This is a genomic window from Sandarakinorhabdus cyanobacteriorum (assembly GCF_002251755.1).
GTDB lineage: Bacteria > Pseudomonadota > Alphaproteobacteria > Sphingomonadales > Sphingomonadaceae > Sandarakinorhabdus > Sandarakinorhabdus cyanobacteriorum.
On sequence record NZ_NOXT01000061.1, the window covers coordinates 1 to 16,162 of the forward strand.

12 protein-coding genes are annotated in these 16,162 nt (G+C 67.6%); 6 read left to right on the top strand and 6 right to left on the bottom strand.

Annotated features, from left to right (window positions below):
• Positions 1–79 precede the first annotated feature (79 nt).
• From CHU93_RS01895 to CHU93_RS01915, 5 genes are read left to right on the top strand one after another with little or no spacing between them, the layout of a single operon-like run.
• On the top strand, positions 80–1,114 hold the full coding sequence (locus CHU93_RS01895) for an AI-2E family transporter (RefSeq protein ID WP_165768562.1): 1,035 nt from the start codon (positions 80–82) through the stop codon (positions 1,112–1,114).
• Between the two features lie 48 nt (positions 1,115–1,162).
• Entirely contained in the window at positions 1,163–2,278 is a 1,116-nt protein-coding gene (locus CHU93_RS01900; RefSeq protein WP_094472510.1) for an SGNH/GDSL hydrolase family protein, read from the top strand.
• Positions 2,278–3,597 carry a GDSL-type esterase/lipase family protein gene (locus CHU93_RS01905; RefSeq protein ID WP_094472511.1) on the top strand — a complete coding sequence of 440 codons (1,320 nt, stop codon included), beginning with the start codon at positions 2,278–2,280 and terminating at the stop codon, positions 3,595–3,597. Before CHU93_RS01900 ends, CHU93_RS01905 begins: the two co-directional genes overlap by 1 nt.
• Positions 3,597–5,009 carry an MBOAT family O-acyltransferase gene (locus CHU93_RS01910; RefSeq protein ID WP_094472512.1) on the top strand — a complete coding sequence of 471 codons (1,413 nt, stop codon included), beginning with the start codon at positions 3,597–3,599 and terminating at the stop codon, positions 5,007–5,009. The genes CHU93_RS01905 and CHU93_RS01910 overlap by 1 nt, the downstream gene beginning before the upstream one ends.
• Positions 5,010–5,020: 11 nt before the next feature.
• Entirely contained in the window at positions 5,021–5,332 is a 312-nt protein-coding gene (locus CHU93_RS01915) for a hypothetical protein (RefSeq protein WP_094472513.1), read from the top strand.
• Here the strand turns inward: CHU93_RS01915 and CHU93_RS01920 are convergent.
• Together CHU93_RS01920 and gatB are read right to left on the bottom strand one after the other, a co-directional pair.
• The gene (locus CHU93_RS01920) at positions 5,323–5,808 is read right to left on the bottom strand and encodes a cell wall hydrolase (protein WP_094472514.1); all 486 of its coding nucleotides are present in this window, start codon (positions 5,806–5,808) and stop codon (positions 5,323–5,325) included. The two genes, CHU93_RS01915 and CHU93_RS01920, sit on opposite strands and share 10 nt — an antisense overlap.
• Positions 5,809–6,069: 261 nt before the next feature.
• Entirely contained in the window at positions 6,070–7,578 is a 1,509-nt protein-coding gene (gene gatB, locus CHU93_RS01925; protein WP_094472515.1) for an Asp-tRNA(Asn)/Glu-tRNA(Gln) amidotransferase subunit GatB, read from the bottom strand.
• A gap of 71 nt (positions 7,579–7,649) precedes the next feature.
• Between gatB and CHU93_RS01930 the strand changes: the two genes are divergently transcribed.
• On the top strand, positions 7,650–8,774 hold the full coding sequence (locus CHU93_RS01930) for an acyltransferase family protein (protein WP_094472516.1): 1,125 nt from the start codon (positions 7,650–7,652) through the stop codon (positions 8,772–8,774).
• On the opposite strand, the gene gatA is transcribed toward CHU93_RS01930, so the two are convergent.
• From gatA to CHU93_RS01950, 4 genes are all read right to left on the bottom strand, one after another.
• Positions 8,758–10,212: an Asp-tRNA(Asn)/Glu-tRNA(Gln) amidotransferase subunit GatA gene (gene gatA, locus CHU93_RS01935; protein WP_094472517.1), complete on the bottom strand. Its 1,455-nt coding sequence runs from the start codon at positions 10,210–10,212 to the stop codon at positions 8,758–8,760. The two genes, CHU93_RS01930 and gatA, sit on opposite strands and share 17 nt — an antisense overlap.
• Positions 10,209–10,496, bottom strand: coding sequence for an Asp-tRNA(Asn)/Glu-tRNA(Gln) amidotransferase subunit GatC (gatC, locus tag CHU93_RS01940; protein WP_086115751.1), 288 nt, complete (start codon positions 10,494–10,496; stop codon positions 10,209–10,211). The genes gatA and gatC overlap by 4 nt, the downstream gene beginning before the upstream one ends.
• 73 nt (positions 10,497–10,569) lie before the next feature.
• A complete protein-coding gene (locus CHU93_RS01945) occupies positions 10,570–15,345 on the bottom strand; it encodes an NAD-glutamate dehydrogenase (RefSeq protein WP_243375093.1) in 4,776 nt (1,591 codons plus the stop codon).
• 75 nt (positions 15,346–15,420) lie between these two features.
• A complete protein-coding gene (locus CHU93_RS01950) occupies positions 15,421–16,035 on the bottom strand; it encodes a hypothetical protein (protein ID WP_133064278.1) in 615 nt (204 codons plus the stop codon).
• Between the last annotated feature and the right edge of the window lie 127 nt (positions 16,036–16,162).

Consider the following 16,162-nt stretch of genomic DNA (forward strand, 5'->3'; position numbering starts at 1 on the left):
ACTCAAAGCCTCCACGGTTGCTTGATCCGGGGCGGAGGCCCTCTTTCTTTCTCCCGTCACCCCCGCCATGATGCCGCGCATGACGACACCGCACCCCGAAGACAGCGCCCGCTGGTTCCGCCGCGCCCTTGCCGCCATGGCCGGCATCGGGCTGGCCATTGCCATCTGGCAGTTGCAGCAGTTGGTGCTGGTGATTTTTGCCAGTGCGCTGGTGGGGTTGATGCTCAGTGATTTTGCCGCGTTCCTGCAGCGGGTGCTCAGGTTGCCGTTTGCGCTGGCGATTGCGGCGGCGGTGTTGATTCCGCTGGTTGCGCTGGTGGTGATCTTCGGCCTGTTCGGCACGATGATGACGGAACAGTTCATCATCCTGTCGCAGCGGTTGCCGGCGGCGGTGGCAACGGTGGAGGGGTGGATCAGGGCGACGCCGATTGGCGCCGATATCATGGCCCAGGTGTCGGGCTATGCGCCCAAGGTGTCTCAGGTGGTGGATATCGCGCAGGCGACTCTGGCCAATGTCGGTTCGGCGGTCACTGGGCTGGCGGTGGTGCTGGTGGCGGCGCTCTATCTGGCGGCGCAGCCCCGGCTGTATGTTGATGGCCTGATCGACATGCTGGCCCCCGAAACCCGCCCGCGCGTGCGCGAGGCGCTGGGCGCGGTGCGCACCTCGCTCACCGCCTGGTTGAAGGGGCAGGCGATCGGCATGGCCTTTGTGGCGGTGGGCACCTCCATCGGCCTGTGGATTGTCGGCCTGCCGTCGCCGCTGGCCATCGGGCTGGTGGCTGGCCTGTGCGAATTCGTGCCCTATCTGGGCGTCGTGCTGGTGGCCATTCCCACGGTCATCCTCGGCTTCGGCCAGGGGGTGGAATCGGGCATCTTCACCATCATCGCGCTGGCGGTGGTGCAGCAGTTGCAGGGCAATGTGGTGATGCCGATCGCGCAGAAGACCTTTGGCGATCTGCCGCCGGTGCTCACCATCTTCAGCCTGATTGCCGCCGGCACGCTGCTTGGGCCGTTGGGCGTCATCCTGGCGGTGCCGTTGACCGTGGTGTTCATGGCGCTGTTGAAGGTCCGTCTGGCGTGGTTGGGCCGGAGTTCATCGCTGACCGGCGGCTGAGGGCCCTTGCGCCAGCCGGCGGCGCGTGTATCAGCCGGGCTCCCCACCATGGCCAGCCAGCATCCCGCCTTCCTGATCATCGATCGCACCGCCGTGCTGTTTTGCGGCGTGGCGGCCGGCATTGCCATTGGCATCGCCTTTGCGCCGCAGATCAATGGCTGGCTGGGCGATGCCCCGGCTGCGGTGGGCGCGGCACTGCCGCCGGCCAAGGGCGGCCTGCCCGGCGAGGTTGCTGGTGACGCGGATGCCCCCGCCGCGCTGCGCCGTGCGGTGGCGGAAAAGCGCAGTTTCCGCATCGGCGTGTTTGGCGACAGTTTCGGCGATGGCCTGTGGGCGGCGCTCTACAACCAGCTGCCCCGGCGGGAAGCGTTCCATGTCCTGCGCTATGCCCAGCAGGCCACCGGCTTCACCCGCTATCGCCAGCTCGATCTGGAAGAGAAGCTCAGCGCGCAGCTGGCCGAAGGGCCGGTGGATGTGGCGGTGATCAGCTTTGGCGCCAATGATATCCAGGGCCTGTTTGTGGGCGGCAAGGCGGCGGCCTTCCTGTCAGAAGGCTGGAAGGCCGAGATCGGCGCGCGCATCACCCGTTATGTGAAGCGCCTGCAGGATCAGGGGGCAGAGGTGTTCTGGGTGGGCCTGCCGCTGATGCGCGACAAGGATTTCGATGCCAAGGTGCAGGCGCTTAATGCCTTTCAGGCCGGGCTGATGCGCGATCTGGGGGTAGCGTTCATCGACACGCGCGCCAGCGCCGCCGGGCCGGATGGGGCCTATGCCAGCCATCTGATCGATCCCAAGACGGGCGGGCCCTGGCTGGTGCGTGCCGGCGACGGCATCCACATGAGCATGAAGGGCTATCGCCTGCTCACCGCCGATATCGCCACCCGCGTGCGCGCCTGGGGCGCTGCGGCGCGTGGGCAGACGCCGGTGGCCCCCGAACTGGTGCCGCCGCCAGTGGTGGACAAGCCGGCGCCCGCGCCCGCCGAAGGCCAGGTCGGCGATCCGCCCGAAACCATCGTGAGCGATGTGCTGGCTCCGGCTCCGGCCCCAGTGCCAACCGAGCCGCCGCCGCCCACCGACGCGCCGACCAATCTGCTGCCGCCCGCTGCCGAACCGGCATCGCCGCCACCAGTCGAACCGGCGCCCGCGCCACCAAAGGCCGCCTGATGCTGGCCGGGCTGGCCCTGCTGGCAGCGCCCTGTCTGGCGGCCCTGTGCGGGGCGGAAACCCTGGCCGGGGTGCCGCTCAGCACCGCTGGTCTGCCGCCGGGCCGGCCGCTCCACATTCTCCAGATCGGCGATTCCCACACCGCCGGAGACAGCATCACCGGCGCGCTGCGCGATGCGCTGCAGGCCCGCCTCGGCAATGGCGGGCGCGGCCTGATGCCGGCCGGCCGGCCGCATCCCGGCGTGCGCACCCGCGGTGTCGAAACCGCGATGAGCGGCGGCTGGCAATCGCGCGGCCTGTTCGGCAGCGGGGCCGGCGAAACCTGGCCTCCGCGTGGGCTCACCGGCTACACGCTCACCAGCCGCACCCGCGGTGCCTCGCTGTCGCTCAGTGCCGATGCACGGAACGAATTCACCGCCTTCGGCCTGTGCGTGGCGGCCAGCCCCAGCGGCCCGCGCCTGTCGATCAGCGTCGGCGGCAGCACGCAGGATGTGGATTTCACCGCCGACACCGACACGCCCAAATGCCAGCGCTTCACCAGCGAAACCGCCGCCCGCAGCGCCCGGCTGGAACTGTTGTCGGGCGAAGCCATCGTCACCGGCTGGTGGCTGGAGCGCAGCCAAGGGGTGATCGTCTCCAATCTCGGCGTGCCCGGCAGCCAGCTGCAATTCCTTGGCCGCGCCGATACCGCGACCATGGCCGCCCAACTGGCCGCGCTGCCGCCCGATCTGATCATCCTGGCCTTTGGCACCAACGAAGGCTTTGCGCCCAACTTTGATGCCATCCGCCTCGAAAGCCAGATCCGCGAACAAGTGGCGCGGCTGCGCGCGTTGGCCGGCCCGGTGCCGATCCTGCTGCTGGGCCCGCCCGATGCCGCCAGTCGCAACGGCACCCTGGCCAGCAACGCCCCCGGCGAAGCGGTGGACTGCAACCCGGCGATCATGGCCGGCCCCGGCCGCCTGCCGGTTGATGGCATTGACATCCCGCTGTGGAATGATGGGATAAGCGTGCTCGCCCCCGATCCGGTCACGCTGGCCGGCCCGGCGCTGCGCTGGGTGCGGCGCGGCGGCCTGCTGTTCACGCCGCCGGCCCTGGCCCAGGTCGCGGCGGTCGAACGCCGGGTGGCGGCCGATCTCGGCCTTGCCTTCTGGGACTGGCGCGCACGCCAGGGCGGGGCGTGCGCGGCGGTGAAATGGACCCAATCCTATCTGATGGGCCCGGATTTCATCCATTATTCCCCGGCCGGCGGTGTGGAGATCGCCCGCCTGCTGCTCGCTGATCTTGATGCCGCCCGGGCACCGGCTGGAACCGCCCCCTGATGCTGTTCCCCACGCTCGATTTCGGCCTGTTCTTCCTGCCCGTCCTCATCCTCGTCTGGACGGTCGGGCAGGCGAGCAACGAATGGCGCAAGATCATCCTGCTGCTGGCCAGCTGGGTGTTTTACGGCGCCTGGGATTGGCGCTTTGTGCTGCTGCTGATCGCGTCCGCCGCCATCAACTGGCTGCTCGCCGCCCGGATCCAGCGCCGGCTTGATGACGGGCAGGGGGTGCAGCCCTGGCTGGCCATCGGCGTTGTCGCCAATCTGCTGATCCTGGGCTTCTTCAAATATTTCGGCTTCTTCCTCGAGGAACTGGCCCCCATCCTCGTTGCCGCCGGCTTCGGCCGCGATCTGCCGGTGCTGGAAGTGATCCTGCCGGTCGGCATCAGCTTCTTCACCTTCCAGGGCATGAGCTATCTCATCGATATCGCCCGCCGCAAGACGCAGCCCGCGAGCTTCCTCGACATCACCTTGCTGATGAGCTTCTTTCCCCACCTCGTCGCTGGGCCGATCGTGCGCGCCAGCCATCTGGTGCCGCAGTTCCAGTCGGTGCCACGCCTCACCCGCACCATGGTGGCCGGCGGCCTGATCCTCATCACCTGGGGCCTGTTCAAGAAGGCGGTGATCGCCTCTGAACTCGCCACGCGCCTCGTCGATCCGGCCTTTTTCGATCCCACCGCCCAGACCGGCCCCGATCTCTTGGCGGCCGCTTATGGCTATGCCGTCCAGATCTATTGCGATTTTTCCGCCTATTCCGACATGGCGGTGGGGCTGGCCGCGCTGATGGGCTATCGCTTCCCGCGCAACTTTGATCAGCCCTACCGCGCCGCCTCGCTGCAGGATTTCTGGCGGCGCTGGCACATCAGCCTGTCGAGCTGGCTGCGCGACTATCTCTACATCAGCCTCGGCGGCAACCGTGGCGGCATCTGGTATATCTGCCGCAACCTGATGCTCACCATGCTCTTGGGCGGCATCTGGCACGGCGCGAAATGGACCTTCCTGATCTGGGGTGCCCTCCACGGCGGCGTGCTGGCCATCGAACGGCTGTGGCGCGAATTTCGCCCGGCCGGCTTCCCGCGCCTGCCCACGCCCATTGGCGTGCTGCTGATCTTCCACATCGTTGTCGTCGGCTGGATCTTCTTCCGGGCCGAAAGTCTTGAGGCTGCGCTCACCTATCTGGCGCAGCTGGTGGCCTTCCGCCCCGGCGTGGCGCTGGCCGGGCCGCTGATGTGCGGGCTTATCGCAGTCGGCATGGCCTTCCATTTCACCCCGCCCGGCCTGTTCGCCGGCCTCACCCGCCGCGTTGCCGCCTGGCCGGCGCCGCTGCTGGGCCTGGCCGTTGGCCTTGCCGTGCTGATCATCGATGCCATGCGCTTTGAAGGCGTCGCCGCCTTCATCTATTACCAGTTCTGAGGGAGGAGCCGGTGGCCGAGGATTTTTCGTCCCCCGTCGATATCGAAGGCGACGAACAGGGCCTGTCCGGCCTCGGTCTGCTCGCTGTTGCCATGGGCGTGGCGCTGTTCGTGCTGGCCATGCTCAACGCCCATGCGCTGGCGGCCTGGGCCGATGGGCTGGAGCCCGGCGCCCGCTCGGCCCGCATCGGCGCCGTGACGCACGGCCTTGCCGATGCGACAGCGGCGCGGGGCCTGGATAGCCCGCGCGCCGCGCTGCACGATGAATGGAACCAGGTGAAGGCCGCCCGCTTTGCCGGGCAGCAAGACGCCAATCAGCGATAGAACACGTGATCGTCCAGCCGCGTCACCTTGGTGCGGCTGCGGAAGAAGGCATTGGCCGGCTTCCAGGTGGCGCGGAAATAGAGCGCGCCCTTCGAATGATCCGGCACATCGCCGGCCAGCACGGCGCGGGCGACGGCCACAGCCTCGGCCCATTCGGCGCTCTTGCGGTTCGGCTTGTAGCGGGCGAGGCGGAAAAACTGGCCGCGCTGGTTGGCGACCTCGCACACATGATCGCCAAAACCCTGCTTCACCCGGTTCACCAGCACCTGGGCCACGGCGATCTGGCCCTTCTTCGGCTGGTTGCCGGCTTCGTGGTGCACAACCTTGGCCATGCAGTTGACGGCCTTGGGATCAAGCGCGGCCTGGCGGCGGGCGGCGTCATCCGCCTTGTCTTGCGCCAGCGTGGCGGCGGCCACCTCAGCGGCATTCTGCCCACCCATTGGCGGGCTCGTGCTGGTCACATTGGCCAGGGCCATCCCTGAAACCAGCAGAACGGCCGCACCAGCGGCCAAAATCGAAATGCGCGGTGAAAAATCCACGGTTCAAACCAAAACTGCGCTTCTGCGGCCGGCGGGAACCCAAACTCCGGTCCCGGGGCGACAGACGCGACGTGCAGGGCGGCCAGAAACACAGCGCCAATCCTGCCAAAAACAGACGGCCGGCATGCCAAGCCGTTCATCTGCGGTCAAGCCAGCGCGCGACGAACCGCCCGCCAGCCTCGGCCAGTGGAGGGCGACTCAACCGTCCAGCAACGCCTTCAACCGGTCGTTCACCACGCCGGGGGCGGCCTTACCGGCCATGGCGCGCATCACCTGGCCGACGAAAAATCCGAACAACTTGTCCTTGCCGCCGCGATATTCGGCGACCTTGTCGGGGTTGGCGTCCAACACGGTCTGGATGGCGGCATCGATGGCGCCGGTGTCCGAAACCTGCTTCAGGCCGCGCTGCTCCACGATCGCGCCGGCGCGCTCGCCGGTTTCCAGCATGGCTTCAAACACCTGCTTCATCAGCGGGCCCGACAACGTGCCATCGGCACCCAGCGCCAGCAGCTCGGCGAGCGCATCCGGCCCAACGGGGCTCTCACCAATATCCTTGCCGAGCCGCTTCAACGCGCCAAACAGATCGCCCGACACGAAATTGGCGACGCGCAAGCTGACCTCGGCCTGGCCCTTGCCCAGCTTGGCCGCCGTTGCAGCCAGCGCGGTTTCAAACCAGTCGGCGGTTTCCTTCTCCGCCGTCAGCACGCCAGCAAGATAGGGCGACAGGCCCAGATCGGCCTGATAGCGCGCGCGCTTGGCCGCCGGCAGTTCCGGCAGGCTGGCGCGGCACTGGTCGATGAACGCTTCATCAAACACCAGCGGCAACAGATCGGGATCGGGGAAATAGCGATAGTCGTGCGCGTCTTCCTTGCCGCGCATCGAACGGGTGGTGCCGCTGTTCGGATCAAACAGCCGGGTTTCCTGCACGATCGACCCGCCGCTTTCCAGCACGTCCACCTGGCGCTTCGCCTCATGCTCCACGGCGGCCATGATGAAGCGCACGCTGTTCACATTCTTGGTTTCGGTGCGGGTGCCAAAGGGCTGGCCGGCCTTCCTCACCGAAACATTGACATCGGCCCGCATCGAGCCTTCGTCCATATTGCCATCGCAGCTGCCGACATAGCGCAGCAACTGGCGCAGCGCCGCGACATAGGCGCCGGCTTCGGCCGGAGAGCGGATATCCGGGCGCGACACAATCTCCATCAGCGCACAGCCCGACCGGTTCAGATCGACGTACGACATCGACGGGTGCAGATCATGCACGCTCTTGCCGGCGTCCTGCTCCAGGTGGATGCGCTCGATGCCGATGGTCTTGGTGGTCCCGTCGTCGAGGGTGATTTCCAGCGAGCCTTCGCCGACGATCGGGTGATAGAGCTGGCTGATCTGATATCCCTGCGGCAGATCGGGGTAGAAATAATTCTTCCGGTCAAAGCGCGACCATTTGTTGATCTGCGCATTGATGGCGAGCCCGGTGCGCACGGCCTGGCGCACGCACTCGCCGTTGATCACCGGCAACATGCCCGGCATCGCCGCATCAACGAGGCTCACCTGCGCGTTGGGCTCGGCGCCAAATTCGGTGCTGGCCCCTGAAAACAGCTTGGCCTGCGCCGTTACCTGGGCATGGACTTCCAGCCCGACCACGATTTCCCAATCGCCGGTGGCGCCCTTGATCGTGAACGGTTTGGTGGCGGATTCTGCGTCGCTCATGGCCCTCCCTTTGGCGGCAAGCCCCGCGCTTGGCAAGTCGGCCACTTGCCCCCCACGGCCATGCGCCGGCCATGACGCACCATCGCGCCCTCGATGGCCTGCGCGGCCTGTGCGCCCTGTTGATCTGCCTGTTCCATTTCAAGGCGGCCGGGCCGCTTGCGGCCGCGCCCTTGCTGCGCGGCAGCTGGCTGTGCGTGGATTTCTTCTTCGTGCTGTCGGGCTTTGTCATCGCCGCCGGCTGGGGCGGTCGGCTGGAGCGGCCGGCCGATCTGCCGCGCTTCCTGCTGTTGCGGCTGGCGCGGGTGTGGCCGCTGCACATGGTGATGCTCTGCCTGTTTCTTGCCACCGAATATGCCGGCGCGGCGCTGTCTGGTCTGGGCATCATGCACCGCCCGGCCTTCGGGCCCGGCCATGGCCCCGATGATTGGCTGGCTTCGGCCCTGCTGTTGAACTGCTTCGGCCTCACCAGCGGACCGGCATGGAATGTGCCGGCCTGGAGCATCGCGGCCGAATATTGGAGCTGGGCGATCTTCGGCCTGGCCTGGGTGCTGGGCGGGCCGGAGCGGCCGTGGCTGATCCTGATGCTGGCACTGCTGGCGTGGACGGCGATGCTGGCCGATGGCGGCGGCCTGGGCCGCAGCTGGGATGGCGGCTTGTGGCGCGCGCTGTGCGGTTTCTTCGCCGGGGTGCTGGTGCAGGCGGCACCGCGCTGGCAGCCGGGCAGTGCCGTCCGGGCCAATGTTGCAGAAGCCGCGGTGCTGGCGCTGGTGGTTGCGGTGATGCTGGCCAATCCGCGCCCGCCGCTGGATCTGGCGGCGCCGCCGCTGTTCGCGCTGGTGCTGTGGGTGTTGGCCGCCGATGCCGGGTGTTGCAGCCGCTGGCTGGGCGTGCCGCTGCTGCAGCGGCTCGGCCAGTTGAGCTGCTCGGTCTATCTCGTCCATGCCTTTGTGCAGGCGCGGCTGGGCGATGCACTCGATCTGTTGCCCCGGATTTGGCCCGGCCTGCCGGCACTGCATGCGCCGCAGCCGGAATTGTTTGGCCGCAGCCCGGCCGAAGGGCTGGCGCTCACCGCCGTCATGCTGGCGCTGGTGATCGCCGCTGCGCTGCTGGCCAACCGCTGGGTGGAACGGCCGGTCCGCGCCTGGGCGCGGCGGCGTTGGCACCCGGCCGGCGTGGCGGTTACGGCCGCGCGGTAAAGCCCGCCGCCCGCTCGATGGCCAGGCCGGCATCCAGCACGCCCATCTCGTCCAGCGGCCGCCCGATGATCTGCAGGCCCAGCGGCAGGCCCGATGCCGACAGGCCGGCTGGCACGCTCATCGCCGGCAGGCCCGCCAGGCTGGCCGGCACGGTGAAGACATCGTTCAGATACATGGCGATGGGATCGGCCTTGGCACCAAAGGCAAAGGCCGGGCTGGGCGCGGTTGGCGTCAACAGCACGTCGCACTGCTGGAAGGCCAGCTCGAAATCACGGGCGATCAGCGCGCGCACCTTCTGGGCCTGGGTATAGTAGGCGTCATAGAAACCGGCCGACAGCACATAGGTGCCGATCATGATGCGGCGCTTCACTTCCTTGCCAAAGCCGGCGGCGCGGGTGGCGGCATACATGTCGTGCACATTGCCGCCCGGCGGCGTCACCCGGTTGCCGTATCGCACACCATCATAACGGGCGAGGTTGGACGAGGCTTCGGCCGGCGCGACGATATAATAGGTGGGCAGGGCATATTTGGTGTGCGGCAGCGACACCGAAACAATTTCCGCCCCTTCACTGCGCAGCCAGGCGATGCCCTGATCCCACAGCGCGGCAATTTCCGGGTCCATCCCGTCCAGCCGATACTCGGCCGGAATGCCGACGCGCTTGCCCTTCATCGCGCCGGTCAGGCCGGCGGCGAAATCCGGCACCGGCAGATCAAGGCTGGTCGAATCGCGATCGTCAAAGCCGCACATCGATGTCAGCAGGTGGGCGCAATCGCTGACGCTGCGCGCCATCGGCCCGGCCTGATCCAGGCTGGAGGCAAAGGCGATGGTGCCCCAGCGGCTGGCCCGGCCATAGGTGGGCTTGATGCCGGCAATGCCCACGAAGGCGGCGGGCTGGCGGATGGAACCGCCGGTGTCGGTGCCGGTGGCGCCGGCGCACAGGCGGGCAGCGACCGCAGCGGCCGAACCGCCCGACGAACCACCGGGCACCAGCTCCGCATCGGAACCGCGCGCCTTCCACGGGCTGATCACCTTGCCAAAGGCGCTGGTCTCGTTGGACGAGCCCATGGCAAATTCGTCCATGTTGAGCTTGCCCAGGAACACCGCACCATCGCGCAGCAGATTGGCGGTGACCCCGGATTCATAGCGGGGCACGAAGCCCTTCAGGATCGCCGATCCCGCCGTCGTCTGCACGCCTTCGGTGGCAAACAGATCCTTGATGCCGAGCGGAATGCCCGCCAATGGCCCGCCGCGCGTGCCATCGTCCACGGCCTTTGCCTGCGCCAGCGCCAGCTCCGGCGTTTCGACGATATAGGCATTCAGATGCCGGTTGGCCGCCATGGCATCGAGATGGGCCTGGGTCAGCTCCACCGCGCTGAACATGCGCGCCGCCAGGCCCGCCTTCATCTCGGTGAGCGACAGATCGGTGAGATTGCTCATTCGATCACCTTGGGCACGGCAAAGAAACCGCTGGTCGCCTCGGGCGCATTGGCCAGCACCTTGTCGGGAATGCCGCCATCGGTCACGGCATCGGCGCGCCAGCGCAGATGGCCGGGCATCACGCTGGCCATCGGCTCGACGCCCTTGGTGTCAACCTCGCCCAGCTGCTCGATCCAGCCCAATATGCCATTGAGCTGTTCGGTCAGGCCCGGCACCTCGTCTTCGGTCACGGCGATGCGCGCCAGGCGCGCGATCTTCCGCACGGTTTCGCTATCAACAGACATGGCCTGCCGCTAGCAGGCCCAAGGCCTGTCAACAAGGGGGCGAACAGGCCGTCACGCGAGCGCCGCGCGGGGATCAGGAGAGCGCTGCGCGGGCTTGGCCGGCAATATGGGCCAGCATGGCCGCGCTGATCGTGCCGCTGTCCCGCGCGCGGGCACAATTGCCGGCAATGCGCGCCACCCGCGCCTGGTTTGCGGTCACCCAGGCCTGCAGTGCGGTCACCGGATCGCCCATTTCGGGCACGATTCTGCGCAAGAGATCCAGCCGGATCTGCTCGAAATCGCGCACCAGGGCGGCGGTCAGCAACCGCTCCCACGGGTCGGCAGAGGTCAGCCCGGCGGCGGCGCCCCGCGCCCAATCCAGCCCCGCGACCTCACCCAGCTGGGTATAGGCCTGGGCCGTTGCCCCCACATCAAGCTGGCGCTCGGCCGCCAGCAGGGCGACGCCAATCGCCCCGTCCAGCGCTTCCACCCGGACGATGGCAGCCGCCAGATCGGCCGGCGCGCCGGCGGCGATCAATGCCGCCGTCATCCGCTCCAGCTGGCCGCGCACTTCGGATTTCACAACCCGATCAAGGCTTTGGCCAAGGGCGGCCAGGCCAGGAGCGATGGCGGACACCAGTGCGCTCGGGCTGCGCCCACCACCCAGCCGCAACAGATCGGCCATCTGGGCGCGCAGCACGCGCGCCGCGGCCAGGTGCAGACTGGTCACTGCCTGCGCCGGCACATCGGCGGTATCGATGGCCTGCCAAAGCTGTGCAAATCCAAAGAGTTCGCGTGCCGCCAGGAAGGCGCCGGCCACATCGGCCAGCCCGGCGCCCAGCTCTTCGGCCAGCTCGAACGGCGCTGCCATGCCGGCCCGGTTGATCAGCTCATTGGTCAGCTTGGTCGCCACCAGTTCGCGCCGCAGCCGATGATTTTCAATGGCTTGGCGATGGTTGATCTGCATGGCGCCGGGGAAGGCGGCCACCAGATCGGCCACCAGCAGCGGATCAGCAACCACCTCGCTGGTCACCAGCGCGTCATAGGCCGCCATCTTGGCATAGGCCATCACCACTGCCAGTTCCGGCCGGGTCAACCCTTCCTTGCCCTGCGCCCGCTGGGCCAGGATGTCGTCGCCGGGCAGGCCTTCCACCCGCCGGTCCAAGCCGGCGCGACCTTCCAGCACCTGGATCAACCGCTGGAACACCGGCACGGCCGCCGCCCCGCCGGTTTCCGCCAGGCTGATGGCCTGGGTCTGCAAGCGATTGTCTTTCAACACCAATTCGGCGACGTCGTCGGTCATCACCTTCAACAGCGCATCGCGGTCCGGACGCGTCAGCCGGCCAGCGGCCACCTCGCCGTTCAGTGCGATCTTGATGTTCACCTCATGGTCGGAACAATCGACCCCGGCCGAATTGTCAATGAAATCAGTGTTGATGCGCCCACCGGCCCGCGAAAATTCTATGCGCGCCGCCTGGGTCAGGCCCAGGTTGGCGCCTTCACCGATCACCCGGGCCCCCAGTTCGGCCGCATTCACCCGCACCGCATCGTTGGCGCGGTCGCCGGCATCGGCATGGCTCTCGCTGCTGGCCTTGGCATAGGTGCCAATGCCGCCGAACCACATCAGGTCCACCTTCATCTTCAGGATGGCGGTGATCAACTCCGCTGGGGCCAGACTGTCGGCGCTGACGCCCAGCATGGCCTTGACCTCGGGGCTGAGCGGGATGGACTTCAGGCTGCGGGCAAACACGCCGCCACCCTTGGAAATCAACGCCTTGTTGTAATCATCCCAGCTGGATCGCGGCAGGGCAAACATCCGCTGCCGCTCGGCAAAGGCGGCCGGCACATCGGGGTCTGGGTCCAGGAAGATATGGCGATGGTCAAAGGCGGCGACCAGCGCCACCGCCGGCGACAGCAGCAGGCCGTTGCCGAACACATCGCCCGACATGTCGCCCACGCCAGCCGCGCGCACCGTCTCGCGCTGCACATCGATGCCCATTTCGCGGAAATGCCGCTGCACCGAAATCCAGGCGCCCTTGGCAGTGATGCCCATGGCCTTGTGATCATAGCCATTGCCACCGCCCGAGGCGAACGCATCGCCCAGCCAGAAGCCATGGGCATCGGCAATGGCATTGGCCGTGTCGGAGAAGGTGGCCGTGCCCTTGTCGGCCGCGACGACGAGGTAGGGATCGGGCGCATCATGGCACACCACGCCTGCTGGCGGGATGATGGCGCCATCGCTGTCCAGATTGTCGGTCACCGACAGCAGGGCGCGGATGAACACGCGATAGGCCTCGGTGCCCTCGGCCAGCCAGGCATCACGGTTGGTGGCCGGCGGCAACTGCTTGGGATAGAATCCACCCTTGGCGCCGGTGGGCACAATCACCGTGTTCTTCACCTTCTGCGCCTTGACCAGGCTCAGCACTTCGGTGCGGAAATCGTCGCGCCGGTCAGACCAGCGCAGACCACCGCGGGCGATCGGGCCGCCGCGCAGGTGGATGCCCTCAACCCGCGGAGAATAAACCCAGATTTCGCGATAGGGGATGGGCGCCGGCAGGCCCGGCATGGCGGCGCTGTCGATCTTGAAGGCCAGCGCTTCGGGTTCGCCGGCCACGAAGGCATTGGTGCGCAGCGTCGCCATGATGGCAGCGCGATAGAGGCGCAGGATGCGATCATCGTCCAGGCTGGCAACATCGGCCAGCGCGGCATCGATGCGGGCCAGAACCGCGGCTTCGGCGGCTGCGCGATCGGTGGCAACCGGCCCGAAGCGCGCTTCAAACAGGGCCACAAGGTCGCGCGTGATTGCCGGATAGCGCTTCAACGCGTCCACCACCGTCATCACCCCATAGGTGACGCCGGTCTGACGCAGATAGCGGAACCAGGCCCGCAGCCAGCCGGACTGGCGGGCATCGAGGCCGCAGCCCAAGATCAGGGTGTTGAAGCTATCATTCTCCTGGGCGCCGGTCAACACCGACGTCAACGCCGGCTCCACCCGTGCCACCAGCGCTGGCCAGTCGGCCAGCGTGGCCGGATCAGGCACTTCGGCCAGGAAATCATGGATCCAGCCCAGCTTGCCGCCGGCCAGATCAAACGGATATTCCTCCACCACCTTCAGGCCGAAATTTTCCAGCACCGGCACCGCTTCCGACAGCGGGATGATGCGGCCAAGCCGATAGATTTTCAGCCGAACCTGGCCCGGCACCATGGCCTCGCCGGGCAGCAGGCGCACGCCGCGATCGGCCTCGTCGGCCAGGTGCGACAGGGCGATGATGTCGGCTGCGGCCTCCGCCGCCTGATGCTGGGCCCGATAACTGGCCGAAAAGGCCCGGCCATGGCTCAGGGTCAGGCGGGCGGCGCGGGTGGCGCCGGCCTGTTCGGCCAGCACGGTTTCCAGCTCCTCGTCCCAGCCGCGCACCAATTGGCGCAGCCGCCGGTCGAGCGCTTGCGCCTGCTCCGGGCCAAAGCCGGCCGCATCGGCGACATCGACAACATAATGCACGCGGGCGAGGCCCTCGGCCCGCAACTCCACTTCGAACCGGGCGATGCTGCCCTTCAGTTCCTGGGCCAGCATCTGGCCCACCGCCTCGCGCTGGCGGCTGGTGTAGGTATCGCGCGGCACGAACACCAGCACGGAAATGAACCTGCCAAACGGATCGGGGCGGGCAAACAGCTTGGGCCGCGGCCGATCCAGCAGCGACAACAGGCCCAGCGCCATTTCGCGCAGCTCGGCCGGGCTGGCTTCGAACAGCTCCATGCGCGGGAAGCTTTCCAGCACATGCACCAGTGCCTTGCCGCTGTGGCCGCTCTCGCCAAAGCCCAGCGTGTCGATGATCTCGCCCACCTTGCGGCGCAGCAGCGGCACCTGCCGGGGAGACGTGTTCAACGCCGCCGACGTGTAGAGCCCGAGGAAGCGCGTTTCAGACACAACGCGCCCTTCGCGATCAAAACCCTTCACGCTGACAAGATCGCCGTTCACCCGGCGATGCACGGTCACCACCGCACCGGCACGGGTGATCAGCAGCGGTTCCGGGCTGGCCATCAACGCACCAAGGGCGCGCGGCGTGTCGGCACGCCCGCGCACACCGGTCCACACCGGATAATCCGGGTCACGCAGCAGGCCCAGGCCGGCATTGCCCTCGGCCGCCCCTTCCGCACCCAGATGATAGCGCCGGGCGCCGAGCAGGGTGAAATTGTCAGCCGCCAGCCATTCCAGAAAGGCCATGGCTTCGGCCGTGCGGTGCGGGGCCAGCGGCGGCGGATGGTCGCTCAACGCCCGGATGCTGTCGCGCAGCAGGGCCAGCATCGCCTGCCAATCCCCAACGGCGGCCTGCACATCGGCCAGCACGGCATAGAGGCTTTCGATCAACGCGGTGCGGGCCTTGGCCCCGACCCGCTCGATCTCCATGTAGATCATCGATTCGCGCACGGCACCCAAGGGCGCCGGGCGGCCATGGCCATCGCCCACCACGGCCTGCAACAGGCCGGATGCATCACGCTCCACATCAATGATCGGGTGGATCAGGCGGTGAATGTCGATGCCGCCAGCGGTAACCGCCGCGGCCGCTGAATCGACCAGAAAGGGCCGGTCGTCACCGATGATCGCAAGCCGCAGCCGGCGCTGACCCACCGGCCCGTCATCGGCCAATGTCTCGATCTGCACCACCGGCGTGCCGTCCGGGCGGCGCGCGGCGGCACCGGCCACAAAGGCGGCGATGGCGCCGCGCTGGCTCTGGTCCAGATCATCCACCTCGCCGGGCAGACCATGCTGGAACAGGGCTGGTTCCAGCGCCGCCATCATCCGGTTCAACTCTTCTTCACCCAAGGCGGGGGCACCGTTGGCCGGGCCCTCGTTCGCTTTGCTGGCAGACACGTCTATCGCTCCCGCGGGACTCTTTGCCCAGCATATGCGCCCCATGGCCGCGAAAGAAAAGGCGTGATATGGCAATCAGCGGCAGTTTTTTGTGATTTTGATAACATCAATATTCGCGCTGCGCGTCGGAAAGGGCTCCGCAGTGGCCTGCGCCGGCCCAAGGCTGGCAAAGGCCTGCGCCAGTTCGGCCTGCAGGCGCCGCGCCGCGCTTTTCGACAAGACCTCCCGCCAACTCAGCACCACCTGAACCAGGGCGGCTGGATCATCGCCAAGCGGCAGCGGCAACGCCAGGCCGCGCACCAGTATCTGTGCACCGATGGGGTCATTCACGCTGGCTTCGAACGGGATCGGCATGGGCTGCAGGGCAACCAGTTCGCAGGCCGCAACCAACTCTTCGCCCAGGCCAGGATCGCGCAGCAGTGGCAGGCCGGCAACCAGGCCAAATCGCGCCGCCACCGGTCCGCCCACCGATTCGATCACCGCCCGCCCAGCCGGATCGGCCACCACCAGGCTGTGATCAAAGAACGGGGCCATGGCCGCCGCGGTCTCGCCCGGCGGCGCCGCCTGCCATGTCGCCAGCGCCCGATTGGTCAGCCGCCGTTCGACCGTCACGCTGCGCGGCAACAGTGCAGGCGACCAGGTGGTGCCCACGGCCGTTCGGCCAGGCCCCTCGTCGGCAACAAGCGGCACGGGCGGTTGAACAATCGGCTGGCTCATGAGCCGGGTAACGGCGCCGCCCGCCCGCTTTTGAGCATGGCGCCCACCTCGCCCGCAATCATCTGGGCACCTCCAAAAACCCCTCGCCAATAGCGGCCTG

What these genes read in the sequence shown, in the direction of transcription:
- CHU93_RS01895 (WP_165768562.1), top strand. Translation starts at nt 80, where the DNA reads ATGACGACACCGCACCCCGAAGACAGCGCCCGCTGGTTCCGCCGCGCC.
- CHU93_RS01900 (WP_094472510.1), top strand. Translation starts at nt 1,163, where the DNA reads ATGGCCAGCCAGCATCCCGCCTTCCTGATCATCGATCGCACCGCCGTG.
- CHU93_RS01905 (WP_094472511.1), top strand. Translation starts at nt 2,278, where the DNA reads ATGCTGGCCGGGCTGGCCCTGCTGGCAGCGCCCTGTCTGGCGGCCCTG.
- CHU93_RS01910 (WP_094472512.1), top strand. Translation starts at nt 3,597, where the DNA reads ATGCTGTTCCCCACGCTCGATTTCGGCCTGTTCTTCCTGCCCGTCCTC.
- CHU93_RS01920 (WP_094472514.1), bottom strand. Translation starts at nt 5,808, where the DNA reads ATGGCCCTGGCCAATGTGACCAGCACGAGCCCGCCAATGGGTGGGCAG.
- gatB (WP_094472515.1), bottom strand. Translation starts at nt 7,578, where the DNA reads ATGAGCGACGCAGAATCCGCCACCAAACCGTTCACGATCAAGGGCGCC.
- CHU93_RS01930 (WP_094472516.1), top strand. Translation starts at nt 7,650, where the DNA reads ATGACGCACCATCGCGCCCTCGATGGCCTGCGCGGCCTGTGCGCCCTG.
- gatA (WP_094472517.1), bottom strand. Translation starts at nt 10,212, where the DNA reads ATGAGCAATCTCACCGATCTGTCGCTCACCGAGATGAAGGCGGGCCTG.
- gatC (WP_086115751.1), bottom strand. Translation starts at nt 10,496, where the DNA reads ATGTCTGTTGATAGCGAAACCGTGCGGAAGATCGCGCGCCTGGCGCGC.